Source organism: Pedomonas mirosovicensis, assembly GCF_022569295.1.
GTDB classification, from domain to species: domain Bacteria; phylum Pseudomonadota; class Alphaproteobacteria; order Sphingomonadales; family Sphingomonadaceae; genus Pedomonas; species Pedomonas mirosovicensis.
This window is the reverse complement of record NZ_JAKFIA010000001.1, coordinates 1,134,385-1,150,403: the sequence shown is the minus strand read 5'-3', so window position 1 is coordinate 1,150,403 and position 16,019 is coordinate 1,134,385. Positions and strand designations below refer to the sequence as shown.

Here is a 16,019-nt window from a genome sequence, read left to right as displayed (position 1 = left end):
GACGGAGGCTAGTTTACCAGAAACACAGCCATCCCGATCAGAATGAGCACGACCGCGATGGTCATGTACTTGGTCATCCCAAGGAAGCCCTCGTAGGTCCGCTTGTGGTCACGAAAATCGAAGTTGCTCTCAGCCATTGCTACAAAACTCCGTATGTCGAACTAGGCGGCGCACCATAGCAAAGCGCGCCGTCAAGCCAAGCGAAAGCCTGTTCAGGCCCGCTCATATTGCGGACATGTTCTGAGTTTTCAAGAATAATTCATGAAATATTATTGCTTTTAATTGTAATGTATTCATTTGAATTAAGAATTGTCCCACGGGACAACCTCTTGAAAAGTGGCGGAAAACCGCCATTTCCGGCCCCAATCCCGCGCGGAAAGGTCGCAACCGGTCCATCCGCCTCAGCCCGGCGGCAATCCTGCCGCCTGCAGAGCCTCTCCTTGCGCCCGCGCCAACGTCTCCACGTCGAATCCCTCGATAATGTCCTGGAACAGCCGATACCAGTTCACATGGGCCTGCAGATGCAGGAACACCCCGCCCAGCCCCACGGCGGCCCGATCCATGAACACGAACTCGCGCGGCGGGCGTACCGGCCCCAGCTCCCTTAGCCTTGCATGCACCTTTGCCGCCTGTTCCCGGCCGTAGTCGCCCGGCTTCTCGGCGGCGTTGATGAGGCGCGGCCGGTCTTCCATCAGCGGGCTGTAGACAAAGCTGGCCCAGATGTTCAGCGTCTCGATCAGCTCCTGCGTCAGCCCCTTAAAGCCCCAGGTCTCGTAGGCGTGGACGGCCAGCTGCTGGTCTCCATCGCGCAGCGCGCGATACAAGTCGATCACCCCGCCGACGAAGCGGGGCGGGAAAATCCGCACGCAGCCGAAGTCGAGGAGGTTGATGGTCAGGTCTTCCCGCACCGAGTAGTTGCCCAGGTGCGGGTCGCCATGGATGACGCCGTAGCGGTGGAACGGCACGTACCACGTGCGGAACATGTTGATGGCGATGCGGTTGCGCGTCTCCTGGTCGGCCTGCTTGAAGTCGAGGATCGGCCGCCCTTCCAGCCAGGTCATGGTCAGTAGGCGTTTGGTGGAAAGATCCGCCACCGGCTCGGGCACGTGCACGGCCGCCTCGCCCGCCAGCATGTGGCCGTAAAGCCGCATCCGCCCGGCTTCCAGCTCATAGTCCAGCTCCTCGCGCAGCCGGTCGGCCAGTTCATGGCGGATTTCCGAAACGTCGATCGATTTGTCGTAGGCGCGGTAGAGCCCCAGCACCATGTCCAGTTGCTTGAGGTCCGCCTCCACCGCCGAGCCCATGTCCGGGTATTGCAGCTTCACCGCCAACAACCGCCCGTCGTGTCCGGTCGCCCGGTGCACCTGCCCCAGCGAGGCGGCGGCCGCCGCCTGCTCCTCGAAGCTGGCGAAGCGCGCCCGCCAGTCCTCGCCCAGTTCGGTCCGCATCCGCCGCCGCACGAACGGCCAGCCCATGGCGGGCGCGTTGGCCTGAAGCTGGGAAAGCTCCTGCGCGTACTCCGGTGGCAGCGCATCAGGAATGGTGGAGAGCAGCTGGGCCAGCTTCATCACCGGGCCCTTGAGGCCGCCCAGCGACTGGCGGATCTGCCCGGCGTGCTGCGCCCGGTCCAGCGGCGCGCCCAGCACGCGGTTGGCGGCGAACCGGGCCGCCAGCCCGCCCATGGCCGTGCCCACGCGCGCATAGCGCGCAAGCCGCCCGGTGAACCGGTCGTCGTCCCGATAGTCTGCCATTCCCGCTTACTCCCTCTCGCCCACACAGCCGGCAGCCCGTGCGCCCGAGACGCAAGACCACGACCATCATAACACCCGCCTATGGGCCGCCGCGATGCCGCATCCCGCGCCCGGTCGCTCGCAAGGGGCCGGGCGTCGATGGCCAAGCGATTAGAAGCGGTACGACACGCTCAGCTGGAGCACGGGCCAGACCTTGTAGTCATCCGCCTCGTCTTCGATCTCATCGATCTCCCGCCGCAAGTCCTGCTGGAACTCCGGGTGATCGGCCAGAAAGCCGTTGGCCGTCAGCGCGCCCACCTCCGGGCTGCCATGGAACAACGCGCCCGCCTCGATGGCGAACGCCCAGCCCGTCGCCAGACGGCCCGCATAACCAATCGTCACCATCGGCGCGATCCGGTTGGTTTCGATGTTGCCGCGCAGCGTGCCGATTTCCTCGGGCGTGTAGACATCGTTGCCGATGGTCACCGGCTCGCCCGGCGTCGCCCGCAGCCGCACGTGGTTGTCGTTGAGGCGCGCGCCCACCGACACCCGGAACTTGCCCCGGAACGGGTAAACATCCGCCATCAGCCCGTAGGAGTTGAGCTTCAGCTTGCCGTTATAATCCACGTCGTCGATGTCGAAGTCCTCGTCCCAGTGGAACCAGCCCGCGTTGGCGCGCACCCCGAACAGCGGGCTGAAGCGATAGCCCACCTCCGGCCCGATGCCGAGCGTCCCCGCCGTCGCGCCCAGCACCACCTGACCACCCTGCCCTGTCTCCTGCGCCTGCACGGGCTGGGCCAACAGCCCCGCCCCCAGCGCACACACCACTCCCAACAGCTTGCGGTCCATCGCCTTTCCTCCCAACCAACGTGACAGGCAACGGCACGCTCACCACAACGCAGCCGCCACCGGAACAGGAAGGACAACGCCACAAACCGCGCCGCTTTCCCGCTGCGCGTCGTTGTATTCATCTGGAAAGCTGGACTTTCGCAGGAGGGACTCAGTCCCTCCTGCACCTCCCGTTTATTTTCGGGACGCGGATATTAGAACGGGCCAGTTCGGCTTGGCGGCTCAGGGTCATCGAACCGCATCCCGCATGAGCGGCGGCATTCGCTGGATCGTGAATGCTCGCACATCCCTTGGACCGGGTGCTCTCCACTCAACATCCCAAGATTTCGAATGATTTTAAGGAGCAGACGCGCTGTTCTCTCCAGCACGCACCAAGGTTCGTGACAGGCGCGGCCCGACCAAACGAATGGGAGGTTGCCAAGAGGGGCCACGACCCTCCTGCGAAAACTTCTGCCTCAGCCTGAGAAGCCCTCACATCCCCGGCGGCATCAGGGCGGCGTCCTGCATCCCCTGCCACACCTTCAACGCCTGCACGGTCTCAGGAACGTCGTGGACGCGGAACATTTGCACGCCCTGCGCCGCGCCTTGAACCGCAATGGCAAGGCTGCCTGGCAGGCGCTCGGTGGCGGGCTCCTCGCGGGAGAGCGCGGCGATGAAGCGCTTGCGGCTGACCCCCAGCAGGATCGGGCAGCCCAGCGCGTGGAAGAGGCTGAGGCCATTCAGGATTTCAAGATTGTGCCGCACGGTCTTGCCGAAGCCGATGCCGGGGTCGAGGATGATTTTCCCGCGTGCGATACCAGCTGCCTCGCAGGCGTCGATCCGGGCCTCCAGCCAGTCGTAGACATCCAGCAGCGCATCATCATAGGCGGGGCTCACCTGCATGGTCTGCGGGTCGCCCTGGTGGTGCATCAGCACGACGGGGATGCCGCTGCTTGCCACCACCTTCACCGCCTCCGGGTCATAGGTCAGCGCCGAGACGTCGTTAATGATGCCGACGCCTTGGCCGAGCGCGTAGCGCATCACCGCTGCCTTGCGGGTATCGGCCGACCACGGCACCGGCTGGTGGGCCAGACGCTCCAGGAGCAGGCGCATCCGCTCGATCTCGTCTCCCTCCCACACCGGCTTTGCGCCTGGCCGGGTGGATTCCGCCCCCACGTCGATGATGGCGGCCCCGGCCTTCATCATCGCCCAGGCGGTCTCGGCGGCCACCTGCGCGTCCACATGCTTGCCGCCATCAGAGAAGCTGTCCGGCGTCACGTTGAGAATGCCCATCACCGCCGGCCGGTCAAAGGACAGCATCTTGCCGTGCCCCATGTCGAGCGCCGGGCGGGGTTTCAGCAGGTTCCGCCACTGCATTCCTGCCCGCTCCCGGTGTGCGGCGGGCAAGCCGTCGATCAGCGCCTCCACCTCGCCCACCGGCGCCACCACGCTCACCCGTCGCTGTCTGCCCACGCGGGCAATAATATGGACGAGGCCGAACCACGCCATGCCACCCGCCAGCCGCCGCACGGCCGAGGGGTCGTGCGCGGGCACGCAGCCGAGCCCGGTTGGGCGCAGGTAGAGCCTTGCCTCTTCTGGCAGGGACGACAGCGATGCGCGGGCGTGGTCGAGATCGGTCATGGCAGGCCACCCAAAAGAAAAGCCCCTCTCCAGGGAGAAGGGCTTTTCTTAACGTCATTCCCGACCGATCGGGAGTGTCTTGTGTTGGCCTTGTGCCTTAGCCCTGGGGCTGCGGCTCCGGCCCGCCGAAGGACCGGCCGCCGGTCTTCGGCACCGCCGACACGCCGGTGGACGGCGGCGGGGTGTCTTCCTCCACATCATGGCGCTCGATGGACTTGCCCTCGATCAGCGCCTTGATCTCGTCGCCGGCCAGCGTCTCGAATTCGAGCAGCGCCTTGGCGATCTTGTGCAGGTCTTCCTTGTGATCGGTCAGAACCTTCTTGGCGCGCTCGTAGCTCTCCATCACGATCCGCTTCACCTCGGCGTCAATCAGGCGCGCCGTCTCTTCCGAGATGTTCTGGGTACGGGCGATGGAGTGGCCGAGGAACACCTCTTCCTGGTTCTCGCCGTACATGAGCGGGCCGAGCTTGTCCGACATACCCCACTGGGTCACCATGGTGCGGGCCAACGAGGTCGCCATCTGGATGTCGCCGGATGCGCCCGAGGTCACCTTGTCGTAGCCGAAGATCAGCTCTTCCGCCACGCGGCCGCCCATGGCCACCGACAGGTTGGCGTACATCTTGTCGCGATGGTAGCTGTAGCTGTCCCGCTCCGGCAGGCGCATCACCATGCCCAGCGCGCGGCCGCGCGGAATGATGGTGGCCTTGTGGATGGGGTCGGAAGCCGGCTCATGCAGCGCGACCAGCGCGTGGCCCGCCTCGTGGTAGGCCGTCAGCGCCTTTTCCTCTTCGGTCATGGCCATGGACTTGCGCTCCACGCCCATCATGACCTTGTCCTTGGCTTCCTCGAAGTCGGTCATCGCCACCAGGCGCTTGCCCTTGCGGGCTGCCAGCAGCGCCGCCTCGTTGACGAGGTTGGCAAGATCGGCGCCCGAGAAGCCCGGCGTGCCGCGCGCGATCACCTTGGCCTTCACGTCCGGCGCCAGCGGCACCTTCTTCATGTGAACGCTGAGGATCTTCTCGCGGCCCTGAATGTCCGGGCGCGGCACCACGATCTGCCGGTCGAAGCGGCCTGGGCGCAGCAGCGCCGGGTCCAGCACGTCCGGACGGTTGGTGGCCGCCACGATGATGATGCCGTCGTTGGCCTCGAAGCCGTCCATCTCCACCAGCAGCTGATTGAGGGTCTGCTCGCGCTCGTCGTTGCCGCCGCCCAGGCCCGCGCCACGATGGCGGCCCACGGCGTCGATCTCGTCGATGAAGATGATGCACGGCGCGTTCTTCTTCGCCTGCTCGAACATGTCGCGCACGCGGCTGGCGCCGACGCCCACGAACATCTCGACGAAGTCGGAGCCCGAGATGGAGAAGAAGGGCACGTTCGCCTCACCCGCGATGGCGCGGGCCAGAAGCGTCTTACCAGTGCCCGGAGGGCCCACCAGCAGTGCGCCCTTCGGAATCTTGCCGCCCAGGCGCTGGAACTTCTGTGGGTCCTTCAGGAAGTCGACAATCTCCTGAAGTTCCTCGCGCGCCTCATCGATGCCGGCCACGTCATCGAAGGTGACGCGGCCCTGCTTCTCGCTGAGCAGGCGGGCGCGGGACTTGCCGAAGCCCATGGCGCCGCGACCGGCGCCGTTCTGCATCTGGCGCATGACGAAGATCCAGATGCCCAGCACCAGGAGGAACGGCAGCATGTTGAACAGCAGCTGCATCAGGAGGCTCCGGCTTTCCTCCGGCGCGGCCTTGAAGGTCACGCCCTTGGAAGCCAGCCGATCCACCAGGTTGGGATCGTCCGGCGCATAGGTGCGGAACGCCTGACCGTCGCTCAGGGTGCCGGTGATTTCAGGCCCCCGGATCTGGGCCTCCCGCACATGCCCTTCCTCCACCTGCGCCAGGAAGTCGGAATAGGCCAGCTGCGAGGCTGCGCCCGTCTGCTGCTGCGGGGAGAACATGTTGAACATCAGCACCAGGACGACGATGATGATCGCCCAGAGCGCGATGCTCCGGCCCAGGGTGCTTGGCCCACGTTTATCAGGCATAATTCTTCCTACGCTTCATGCGGCACGACTCTTCGCCGCCTTTGGCTAAGATAAGTTCTCTGTGCGGCGAAACAACTACCGGAATGCAGCATTCGACCGTCGGCCGCGCCGCTCCGCCGCGTTGGATACACAGGGACGGCCGGTCAGCGCCTGCGCGCTTCCGGCGTAAGCATCAAACCGCGTCCCGTCACACGCACCAGCGCGCCGCCCAGCGTTGCGCTCTCGCCGCGCTTCAACCCCTCGATCAGCCGGTCCAGTTCCTCCCCGCGCGGGGTGGTACGGGCAACTCCAACCTTGGCGATACAGTCCATCAGAGCACGCCGCAGGATCTCATCGGGGACATTAAGAAAGGCTTGCCGATCAGCGATGCTGAGGCCGCCTGTCTCGCACACCTCAACATAGGCGGTCAGGTGCCGCTCCACCACCCAGGCGATGGCGTCATTGGCCGCAGCCAGATGCCGGGCTGACGCAGCAATGCGCCTTGTCATCGCCTCCCCGTCCGGCTGTTCCACCAACCAGCGCCGCACCCGCACGCGGTCGAACCGCTCGTTCTCGTTGCTGGGGTCCTCGATCCACGGCTGGCCCCGCATCTCCAGCGCGGCGCGCAGCTGCGCCTTGGTGGCGTCCAGGAGCGGGCGCAGCAGCCAGGTGCCGCCGGCCAAGCGGCGCGCGGGCTGGATGGCGGCAAGCCCGGCAAGACCGCTGCCGCGCGCCAAGCGCATGAGGAAGGTTTCGGCCACATCGTCCCGGTGGTGGGCCGTCAGCACGGCAGGAACGCCATGACCCGCGCACCACTCATCCAGCAGACGGTAGCGGGCGGCCCGCGCTTCCGCCTGAATGTTGGCGGCGGGTTTTTCCCCTTCCCACAAAAGCGTCGTATGAGGAATGCCACGTGTGGCCAGCCACTGGCCCACCTGCGCCGCCTCCGCTCCCGATTCGGCGCGCAGGCCATGGTCAACGGTGAGCCCGATGATCCGCCCCGGCAGGCTTTCCGCCACCAGCAGCGTGAGCGCCAGGCTGTCCGCCCCGCCGGAGACGGCAACCGCCAGCCGCTGCGCGCCTTCGCCAAGACCGTCCAGCCCGGCCCACGCCGCCGCGCTGAGAAGAGCGGCGCGCACGGCCTCGGGCGTCAGGACGGCTTCTGGTTCATCCACCCCTGGCAGCTCACCCACACTTGGCCTTGGACCGGCCCTCGCCCAGGCGGGCCTTCAGCGAGCCGGTGATCTTGGACGGGTAGACCGCCTCCAGCTCGTTATAGGCCTGGCAGGCCTCCTCCGGCTTGCCCAGGCCCATCAGCGCGTCGCCCAGCCCCACCAGGCTGTCGGGCGCGCGGTTGGCCTTGGGAAACTGCTGGTAGGTATCAAGGAAGGCCTTGGCGGCCTGGGCATAGCTCTTGCGGACCAGATACACCCGGCCCAGCCAGTACATGGCATCGGGCGTGCGGGCGGACTTGGGGTTCCTGTCGATGAAGGTCTTCAGCGCCGCCTCGGCGCGCGGGTAGTCGTTCTGGTTCACGAAGGCGTAGGCCGCCTTGTACTGCTCCTCCGGCGTCAGGCCGGCGGCGGCAGCCGCATTCGCATTCGGATCGGTCGCGTTGGCGCTGGTCTCCCCGCTCTTCGGATCGAAGCCCGGCGGCGGGAACGGCTGGGGCTCGCCCGGCTCAGTTGCCGGAGCCGGGGTCTGGGCCTGGGCGCCGGGCGCCGGCGTCCGCACGCCAGCCGTGCCCGCGCCGGCAGCGCCGCCGGCTGCCGCTCCTGCGCCGGCAGCCATGGGATCGCCGCCCTCCAGCACGGTCAGGCGATATTCCATGTCCTCGCGCAGCTTAGTCAACGTGTCCTCGGCCCGGCGGGCGCGGAAATTGGCTTCCTCCACCTGGCCGGTGAGGTTGGCCAACTGCTCCTCAAGCTGGGTCAGGCGCGCCTGCATGTCCGCCAGAAGATCGCTGCGCGCAGTATCCTGCGCCGGGGCGGCCGGTGCGCCTGCGCCGCCTTGCGCTCCGGAGAACTCGGGCTCGAAATACTTCGAAGCCCCGCCCGGAAACACCTGACGCTGCACCGCCCGCATTTCCGCTTCCAGCTTGTCGATGCGCTTGCCCACATCCTCCGCCGACTGGGCCTGGGCCGGCCCCTGGACCAGGGGCATGGACAGCACGGCTAGGATGAGCGCAACGGACACCTGACGGCACTTCAGCATCGGGACAAGCCTCCTCTCGGCGGGTCTGCTCACGGCACTTCACATTTGGCTGATTAGTTACTGCCTGGCACCAGATTATGCCAGCATTGCGTGGCATGGGCCGCCGGATGCGCGGCTTGGCCTGAAAAACCAAACGCTCCGGCGCGGGGACGCACCGGAGCGTTCAGCGGTTTGGCGAAGATGCCAGGGTTTAGCTGGCAGCGCCCTGCAGCACGGTCACGCCACGGCGATTCTTGGCGTAGGATTCTTCATCCGAGCCCAGAACTTCCGGACGCTCCTTGCCATAGGAGATGGTGGTGACGCGGCCGGCCTCGACGCCCTGAGCAACCAGGAAGTTGCGGACGGCGTTGGCGCGGCGATCGCCCAGAGCCAGGTTGTATTCACGGGTACCGCGCTCGTCGGCGTGACCTTCGACGGTCACCTTCACGTTCGGGTACTTCTTCAGCCACTCGGCCTGCTTCGACAGGGTCGCGCGGGCGGCATCGTCCAGCGCATAGCTGTCATAGGCGAAGAACACGCGGTCGGAACCAGCGGTGTTCACGAAGTCCTGAACGCTGCCGGGGACAACCGACGGCGTCACGGGAGCCGGGGCCGGAGCCGGGGCCGGAGCCGGAGCGGCCGGGGCCGGCGGCGGAGCCGGCGGCAGCTGCTCTTCCTTCTTGGCGCAGGCGCCCATCAGAGCAAGCCCGCCAACAACAGCGATCAACTTGAATTTCTGCATGATTTCTTCCTTACGGCAACCAGTGGCGCGACCAGCCATTACGTACCGGTCGCCACGGTAGCGGTTATAGAATAGCGAAAATAACCGTCAAGCTACTGCATTGGCAAAGCGGAACAATTTTGCCCAACTGCGACCTAAAACCTACGGTAACAGGGGAGACCACGCCGGGTCCGAGCCATCCAGCGGGGTTGGCACCGGCCGTTCGTTCTGGCCGGTCAGGTCCACCGACCACAGCTTGCTGCCGCCGCCCGTGCCGCCCCGGCCGTACTTCTCCGTGCGGAAGAACACGATCACCCGGCCGTTGGGCGACCAGGTCGGTCCCTCATCCTGCCAGGCGTCGGTCAGCACGCGCTCGCCCGAGCCGTCCGGCTTCATCACGCCGATGCGGAACTTGCCCTCGTCCATCTTGGTGAAGGCGATGTAGTCGCCGCGCGGCGACCACACGGGCGTGGCGTAGCGGGATCGCTTGTTGCGGGTATCAAACGAAATCCGGTGCGCGTTCGTGCCGTCCGCGTTCATCACATAGAGCTGCTGCGAACCGCCCCGGTCCGATCTGAACACGATCTGCGTCCCATCCGGCGAGAAGCTCGGCGCGGTATCGATCGATGGCGAATGGGTGAGCTGGCGCAGCCGGCGGGTCCGCAGGTCCATCAGGTAGATGTCCGTGTTGCCGCCCCGGCTGAGGCTGACCAGCACCGAGTTGCCATCCGGCGCGAAGCGCGGCGCGAAGCTCATGCCGGGGAAGTCGCCGATCACTTCCTGCCGGCCGCTCTGCACGTCATAAAGGAATACGCGCGGCTTGTTCTGGTAGTAGGACAGGTAGGCGATCTGCTGCTGCGAGGGCGAGAAGCGCGGCGTCAGCGCCATGCTCTGGCCCGAGGTGAGGAAGCGGTGGTTGGCGCCGTCCTGGTCCATGATCGCCAGCCGCTTGATGCGGTTGGTCTTGGGGCCGCTCTCGCTCACGTAGACGATGCGGCTGTCGAAGTAGCCCTTCTCGCCCGTCACCTTCTCATACACGAAGTCGGCGCACTTGTGGGCGGTGCGCCGCCAGTCCCGCGGGTTGCGGGCGGTAAAGCCGGTGCGGCCCATCTCCTCCTCGCCGAACACGTCATAGACGTAGCAGGCAACGAGCAGCGAGCCGTCCGGGTTGGGCTGCACGTAGCCCGTCACCAGCGCCTGTGCCGCCACGGTGCGCCAGGCGGCAAACTGCGGGCTGGTGGCATCGGCCGGCGTCACCTGGGTGGTGAAGGCGCGCGGATCGATGGGGCGGAACAGGCCGGAGCGGTCCAGGTCCGCCGAGATCACCTTTGGAAATCTCTTGCCCCAACTGGCTGGCCGAACCGGCCGGCGTTGCCGTGTCGGTCGTCGCCGGGAAGGCGGGCACCGCCACCGGCACCGGCTGCACCACGCCGCCGGTCACGTCGATCCGGATAACGGCATGGGCGGGAGAAGCAGTAGCAAGAAGCGCGGCAAAGGCTGCAAGAAGCAAACGTTTCACGGCTCAACCTTTCACAATCGGGCGCGTTACATGAGGCGCGACGGATCGAAAACCAGTTCCATTTCCTGACCGGCCCAGATGGGGGCCAGCTCGGCAGGCAGCGAATAGGGCGCACAACGCAGAATAGCCCGTCGCGCCGCGCTGGCCAGAGCCTGGGCATAGGCCTGGTTGCCTGCGGTCACGCCGGTCTGGCCGACAATGACGGGCTGATCCAGAATCCGCCCCTGCGGATCGAGCCGCAGGCGCACGCTCACGGTCATGTCCATCACGTCGCGTCCACCGGTGGGCGGATTGAAGCAGCGGGAGACCTGCGCGTCCATCAATTGCTGGATGGTCGCGGCGGCGCGCGGGTCAAGCTTGGCGTTCTTGGAGATATCCTTCTCCAGCGTTTCCGCCAGCTTGGAGACGTTCAGCGGCTTGCGGTCCGCCTTTTCCAGCCGCTTGTCGATCAGGTTCTCGAGCTTGGAAGCGTTCAGCCGCTCCTTGGGCTTCTCCGGCTTCTTTGGCTCTTGCTTTTTCGGCGGCTTGGGCGGCTCGGGCTTGGGTTCCGGCTTCTTCGGCTCGGGCTTGGGCTCAGGCACGGCGTCAGGCTTCGGCTCGGGCTTGGGCGGCGGCGCGGGTTCCGGCTCCGGTTCGGGTTCCGGCTCGGGCTCGACCGCATCCGGCTCCACCGTTTCCTGCGGCGCGGCCTCGATGGAGGGCTTGGGCTTTTCGGTCACCTGCGGCACGTCGGCCACATCGACCAGCTCGATCGGAATGGGGTCCGTGGGCAGGCGCTCGGGCGCCGACACCGGCCAGTTGAGGGCCAGCACCGCTGCAAGCGCCGCATGGCCGACGCCCGATATGACCAAGCTCGACCGTTTCACGCCTTACTTCCCCTTATGCTCCGTAATGAGCGCAACCTTCTTGAAGCCGGCGGTGTTGATCGTGCCCACCACCTGCATCACCGCGCCATAGTCGAGGGTCAGAATCGGCCCGCACATAGATGCGCGGCTCATCGCGGCGCGCCTCGGCGATGGCGGCCAGCTTCGGAGCCAGCTCTTCCAGCGAGATCTGCATCTCGTCGATGAAGATCGCGCCCGAGGGGTCGACCGAAATCTGCACCGGCTTGTTGTCCTCGTCGTTGAGGGCATTGGCCTGCGCGTTCGGCAGGTCGACCGGCACGCCGGTCACCAGCAGCGGCGCCGTCACCATGAAGATGATGAGCAGCACCAGCATCACGTCGACCAGCGGCGTGACGTTGATGTCCGCCATGGGACGACGGCCGCGTCCGCGCCCGCCGCCGGATGGTACCACATGCATCGCCATGTCAGCCGTCCCCTCTCAATCGACCTTTTCGTCGAGCTGGCGCGACAGCTGCGCGTGGAACTCGTCGCAGAAGGTGGACAGGCGGTTGCCATAGCGGCCCACCTCGCCCTGGATCTTGTTGTAGCCGATCACCGCCGGAATGGCGGCGACGAGGCCGATGGCCGTGGCGAACAGCGCCTCGGCGATGCCGGGGGCCACCACGGCGAGCGAGGTGTTCTGGGTCTGGGCGATACCGGTGAAGGCACGCATGATGCCCCACACCGTGCCGAAAAAGGCCGACGAACGGCGCGACCGAGCCCACGGTCGCCAGGAACGTCAGGTTGCTCTCCAGCTTGTCCATCTCGCGCTCGAAGGTGACGCGCATCACGGTCGCCAGGCGCTGCTTCACCGAGGCCTTGTCGACCCGGCCGCCGGTGAACGAGCGCCGCCATTCCTCCATGGCCGCGCCGAACACCATGGCGAACGGGTGGTTGCCCCGCGCCTTGGCGTTTTCATACACCTTGTCCATCGAGGAGCCGGACCAGAAGCTGTCCTCGAACCGGTCGGCCTCGCGCTTGATCTTGGCGACGCGCCGGCCCTTGTCGATCATGATGGCCCACGTCCAGATGGAGGCAAGGACCAGGCCGATCATCACCGCCTTGACCACCATGTCCGCCTGCCAGAACAGAGCCCAGGCGGAGAAATCAACCTGACCCGCCGCAAGCGACACCGTATTTACAGCTTCTTCCATCACGCTTCCTCTTGGAGTTCCTCGCCCCGGCAGAGCGTCTCGAACTGCTCCCGCCAGGCAGCCGGCTGACGCCGCGGCCGTCCACCCTCGCCCACAAAGGCGACCGTGACCCTCGCGTCAGTCAGTATTTCATTCTTCCTGACAATCCGTTGCCGGATGATGCAGCTTGCCGGCCGCACGGCCTCGACCGTGGAGACCACCGTCACCACGTCGTCCAGATGGGCCGGCCGCTTATAATCGATCTGGAGGGACCCGACGACATAATTACCCTTGTCGGCTCCTTCCGCCTCAAGCCCCTGCCGCTGTTCGATGCCAACACATCTGAGCATGTCGGTTCGGGCGCGCTCCATGAACCGCAGGTAGTTGGCGTGATAGACCACGCCGCCCGCATCGGTATCCTCGAAGTAGATTCGCAGCGAATACCGATGGATACCGTCGTCGATACGGCCCTGATAGGCCACGTCGTCGTGCTGTGCCTCAGTCATGACGAGCCGATCGCATCAATGGAGCCCCCTGGTGCCGAACATGCGCTGCCCTTACCCTTCCCCGTCAAGAAGGGGAAGCGGCTGTTGCGTTCGGCTGGGCGGGGCAAGCCCCAGATGCTCGAACGCCGCCGGGGTCAGCATCCGCCCGCGCGCGGTGCGGGCGACGAACCCGATCTGGATCAGATAGGGCTCGATCACCTCCTCCAGCGTATCGCGGGGTTCGGAAAGCGCGGCCGAGATGGTCTCAACCCCCACCGGGCCGCCGTGGTAGGTGTCCGCGATCATGGAGAGGTAGCGCCGGTCCATCATGTCCAGCCCCAGCCGGTCCACGTCGAGGCGCGTCAGCGCCGCATCAGCCACGTGCCGGTTGATGACCGTCTCGCCCGCCACTGCCGCGAAATCTCGCACCCGGCGCAGCAGGCGGCCCGCAATACGCGGCGTGCCGCGCGAGCGCGCCGCAACCTCGCGCGCGCCGTCCGGCGCAATCTCGGTGCCCAGCACCTTTGCCCCGCGCCGCACCACCAGCTCCAGCTCGTCCGTGGTGTAGTATTGCAGCCTGACTGGAATGCCGAAGCGATCCCTCAGCGGCGTGGTGATGAGGCCGGAGCGTGTCGTTGCTCCCACCAGCGTGAACTGCGGCAGGTCGATCCGCACCGACCGCGCCGATGGCCCCGAGCCGATGATGAGGTCCAGCTGCCGGTCCTCCATCGCCGGGTAGAGCACTTCCTCCACCGCCGGATTGAGCCGGTGAATCTCGTCGATGAACAGAACGTCGCCTGCTTCCAGGTTGGTCAGCAGCGCGGCCAGATCCCCCGCCTTGGCGATGACCGGACCCGACGTCGCCCGGAAGTTCACGCCCATCTCGCGGGCGATGATCTGCGCGAGCGTGGTCTTGCCCAGCCCCGGCGGGCCGAAGAACAGCACATGGTCCAGCGCATCGCCGCGCGCCTTGGCGGCCTCGATGAAGACGCGCAGGTTCTCCCGCGCCGTCTGCTGGCCGATGAACTCATCCAGATGCTGCGGGCGCAGGCTCGCCTCGAGGAAATCCTCCTCGCTGCGCGCTCCCGCCACCAGTCGCTCTTGCTCGTCACTCATGGCTTGTGTTTACGCGTCCGCGAACAAAAGCGGAATAGCCAGCCAGCGTCATAAATCCCGTTTTTTGCGAATTTCAGCGGAAAAACTGCCAAGCCACGTCTTGCTTGAAGCAAGTTTGTTTCAAGGGCTGGTTTTATGCAGAGGTCTCGGCCCCCTGCACCCCCCTCATTTTAACGGCCGCGTTTCACGAGCGCGCCATGAATGGCATAAATCATTGAAATTACTATTAATTTAATAAAGATGTTATCGAGCGTGCCGACTATGCTCCCCTCCGACGGCCGCACCGCCGCAATCCTGCGGCGATGCAATCTCGCCGTCGGCAGGAGGTGGTTCACATTCAGATAGAATCCTTAGTTGCTATCGTCATCGGCATTTCCACGCTGATGATTGCCTTCGCGATGCTTGTCCTCAAGATCGTGGAGGTGGCTCGCTCGAAATAGGGCGGCACAAGGGTTCGGGGCCGACACCCCGGACCCATCTAATGAAAAAGCCCGGACGCCGACACGTCCAGGCTTTTTTCGGAAGGTTGTGTGGTGATCCACAGAAACCCTAGTTGCTAATATCCTTCATACCAAAACTGCCGGTCCGCCGTAAGCCCTCCAATAGTCGAATATCCAGCGCCTTACCCCGCCTTACAACCGCCCGCTCATGGCCTCTTTCAGCGCGGCCTTGATGAGATCGTCCAGCCCTGCGTCACCCACCTTGCCCTTGGCGGCGGAGACGGCGGCGCTGGCTTCCGCCGGGCGGTAGCCGAGGTTGACGAGAGCGGAGACCGCATCGGCCAGCGCCGATCCCGGCGAGGCTGCGGCAGCGGGGGCCACCTCGAAGTCCGGCAGGATTGCGCCCACCTTGTCCTTCAGTTCGATGACGATGCGCTGGGCGAGCTTGGGGCCGACGCCGTTGGCGCGGGCGACGGCCGCCTTGTCCTGATGAGCAACGGCGTTGCCGAGGTCCGTGGGCGACAGGGCGGTGAGGATGGAAAGCGCCAGCCGCGCGCCCACGCCCTGCACGGAGGTCAGCAGCTTGAACCACCGCTGTTCTTCGCTCTTTGCAAAGCCGAACAGGGTGATCGCGTCCTCGCGCACCTGGGTTTCGATGAAGAGCGTGATGGTCTGGCCCACCGGGGGCAGCTGGCCCAGCGTGCGGTTGGAGGCGTGGACGAGGTAACCCACCCCGTTCACGTCGATGATGACCGTGTCTTCGCCGATGGTATCGACGGCACCGCGGAGCTTGGCGAACATCAGGCCATCCTCTTGGCTTTGGCGAGCACCGCCTGCGCTCCGGCGGCGTAGGAGTGGGCAATGGCGACGGCCAGCGCGTCTGAGGCGTCGGGGCCGGAGATCTTCACCCCCGGCAGCAGGCGCTGCACCATGGCGTCCACCTGTTCCTTGGCGGCGTGGCCCACGCCAACGACCGCCTTCTTCACGTGGTTCGGCGTGTATTCGGCGACCGGCAGGCCGTAGAGGCTGGCCGTCATCAGAACGACGCCGCGCGCCTGCCCCAGCTTGAGGGTGGAGGTGGGGTTCTTGTTGACGAAGGTTTCCTCGACCGCCGCGCTGTCCGGCTGCCAGGTGTTGAACACTTCCAGCAGACCCTGGTGGAGCGCGACTAAGCGCTCCGCCAGGTCGTCCACCCGGTCCGTCGAGACCGTGCCGTTAGCGACGTGGGTGAGGCGCAGGCCGTCCACGTCGATAACGCCCCAGCCGGTCTTGGCGAGGCCGGGGTCGAGACCGATCAGGCGTTTGGCCTTGGCCACCC

13 protein-coding genes and 3 pseudogenes are annotated in these 16,019 nt (G+C 65.8%); all 16 read right to left on the bottom strand.

Annotated features, from left to right (window positions below):
* Nucleotides 1-8 precede the first annotated feature (8 nt).
* Complete coding sequence (locus L0C21_RS05435) at nt 9-137, bottom strand: aa3-type cytochrome c oxidase subunit IV (RefSeq protein WP_259277390.1); 129 nt, start codon at nt 135-137, stop codon at nt 9-11.
* 264 nt (nt 138-401) lie between these two features.
* A complete protein-coding gene (locus tag L0C21_RS05430; protein WP_259277389.1) occupies nt 402-1,751 on the bottom strand; it encodes an ABC1 kinase family protein in 1,350 nt (449 codons plus the stop codon).
* Nucleotides 1,752-1,901: 150 nt separating this feature from the next.
* Entirely contained in the window at nt 1,902-2,579 is a 678-nt protein-coding gene (locus L0C21_RS05425) for a hypothetical protein (RefSeq protein ID WP_259277388.1), read from the bottom strand.
* Nucleotides 2,580-3,050: 471 nt separating this feature from the next.
* Nucleotides 3,051-4,199: a dihydropteroate synthase gene (gene folP / locus L0C21_RS05420; RefSeq protein ID WP_259277387.1), complete on the bottom strand. Its 1,149-nt coding sequence runs from the start codon at nt 4,197-4,199 to the stop codon at nt 3,051-3,053.
* Between the two features lie 97 nt (nt 4,200-4,296).
* On the bottom strand, nt 4,297-6,231 hold the full coding sequence (gene ftsH / locus L0C21_RS05415; protein ID WP_259277386.1) for an ATP-dependent zinc metalloprotease FtsH: 1,935 nt from the start codon (nt 6,229-6,231) through the stop codon (nt 4,297-4,299).
* Between the two features lie 143 nt (nt 6,232-6,374).
* Nucleotides 6,375-7,385, bottom strand: coding sequence for a tRNA lysidine(34) synthetase TilS (gene tilS / locus L0C21_RS05410; protein ID WP_259277385.1), 1,011 nt, complete (start codon nt 7,383-7,385; stop codon nt 6,375-6,377).
* Nucleotides 7,386-7,395: 10 nt separating this feature from the next.
* Entirely contained in the window at nt 7,396-8,424 is a 1,029-nt protein-coding gene (gene ybgF, locus L0C21_RS05405; RefSeq protein WP_259277384.1) for a tol-pal system protein YbgF, read from the bottom strand.
* A 190-nt stretch (nt 8,425-8,614) separates the two neighbouring features.
* Nucleotides 8,615-9,145: a peptidoglycan-associated lipoprotein Pal gene (gene pal / locus L0C21_RS05400; RefSeq protein ID WP_259277383.1), complete on the bottom strand. Its 531-nt coding sequence runs from the start codon at nt 9,143-9,145 to the stop codon at nt 8,615-8,617.
* A gap of 141 nt (nt 9,146-9,286) precedes the next feature.
* Nucleotides 9,287-10,634, bottom strand: a pseudogene (tolB, locus tag L0C21_RS05395) (Tol-Pal system beta propeller repeat protein TolB).
* Nucleotides 10,635-10,669: 35 nt separating this feature from the next.
* Nucleotides 10,670-11,509 (bottom strand): cell envelope integrity protein TolA, encoded by an 840-nt coding sequence (tolA, locus tag L0C21_RS05390; RefSeq protein WP_259277382.1) that lies wholly within the window; start codon nt 11,507-11,509, stop codon nt 10,670-10,672.
* A gap of 3 nt (nt 11,510-11,512) precedes the next feature.
* A pseudogene (gene tolR, locus L0C21_RS05385) lies at nt 11,513-11,951 on the bottom strand (protein TolR).
* 15 nt (nt 11,952-11,966) lie between these two features.
* Nucleotides 11,967-12,681 (bottom strand): annotated as a pseudogene (gene tolQ / locus L0C21_RS05380) (protein TolQ).
* A complete protein-coding gene (ybgC, locus tag L0C21_RS05375; RefSeq protein ID WP_259277381.1) occupies nt 12,681-13,166 on the bottom strand; it encodes a tol-pal system-associated acyl-CoA thioesterase in 486 nt (161 codons plus the stop codon). Before ybgC ends, tolQ begins: the two are co-directional and overlap by 1 nt.
* Nucleotides 13,167-13,217: 51 nt before the next feature.
* Nucleotides 13,218-14,261 carry a Holliday junction branch migration DNA helicase RuvB gene (ruvB, locus tag L0C21_RS05370; RefSeq protein WP_259277380.1) on the bottom strand — a complete coding sequence of 348 codons (1,044 nt, stop codon included), beginning with the start codon at nt 14,259-14,261 and terminating at the stop codon, nt 13,218-13,220.
* Nucleotides 14,262-14,893: 632 nt separating this feature from the next.
* Nucleotides 14,894-15,502, bottom strand: coding sequence for a Holliday junction branch migration protein RuvA (gene ruvA, locus L0C21_RS05365; RefSeq protein WP_259277379.1), 609 nt, complete (start codon nt 15,500-15,502; stop codon nt 14,894-14,896).
* The gene (gene ruvC / locus L0C21_RS05360) at nt 15,502-16,017 is read right to left on the bottom strand and encodes a crossover junction endodeoxyribonuclease RuvC (RefSeq protein ID WP_259277378.1); all 516 of its coding nucleotides are present in this window, start codon (nt 16,015-16,017) and stop codon (nt 15,502-15,504) included. Before ruvC ends, ruvA begins: the two co-directional genes overlap by 1 nt.
* Nucleotides 16,018-16,019 lie beyond the last annotated feature (2 nt).

Excerpts from the sequence above, each read along its gene's own strand:
- pal (WP_259277383.1), bottom strand. The coding sequence starts at position 9,145 with ATGCAGAAATTCAAGTTGATCGCTGTTGTTGGCGGGCTTGCTCTGATG.
- folP (WP_259277387.1), bottom strand. The coding sequence starts at position 4,199 with ATGACCGATCTCGACCACGCCCGCGCATCGCTGTCGTCCCTGCCAGAA.
- ftsH (WP_259277386.1), bottom strand. The coding sequence starts at position 6,231 with ATGCCTGATAAACGTGGGCCAAGCACCCTGGGCCGGAGCATCGCGCTC.
- ruvA (WP_259277379.1), bottom strand. The coding sequence starts at position 15,502 with ATGTTCGCCAAGCTCCGCGGTGCCGTCGATACCATCGGCGAAGACACG.
- L0C21_RS05425 (WP_259277388.1), bottom strand. The coding sequence starts at position 2,579 with ATGGACCGCAAGCTGTTGGGAGTGGTGTGTGCGCTGGGGGCGGGGCTG.
- L0C21_RS05430 (WP_259277389.1), bottom strand. The coding sequence starts at position 1,751 with ATGGCAGACTATCGGGACGACGACCGGTTCACCGGGCGGCTTGCGCGC.
- L0C21_RS05435 (WP_259277390.1), bottom strand. The coding sequence starts at position 137 with ATGGCTGAGAGCAACTTCGATTTTCGTGACCACAAGCGGACCTACGAG.
- ruvB (WP_259277380.1), bottom strand. The coding sequence starts at position 14,261 with ATGAGTGACGAGCAAGAGCGACTGGTGGCGGGAGCGCGCAGCGAGGAG.
- ybgC (WP_259277381.1), bottom strand. The coding sequence starts at position 13,166 with ATGACTGAGGCACAGCACGACGACGTGGCCTATCAGGGCCGTATCGAC.
- ybgF (WP_259277384.1), bottom strand. The coding sequence starts at position 8,424 with ATGCTGAAGTGCCGTCAGGTGTCCGTTGCGCTCATCCTAGCCGTGCTG.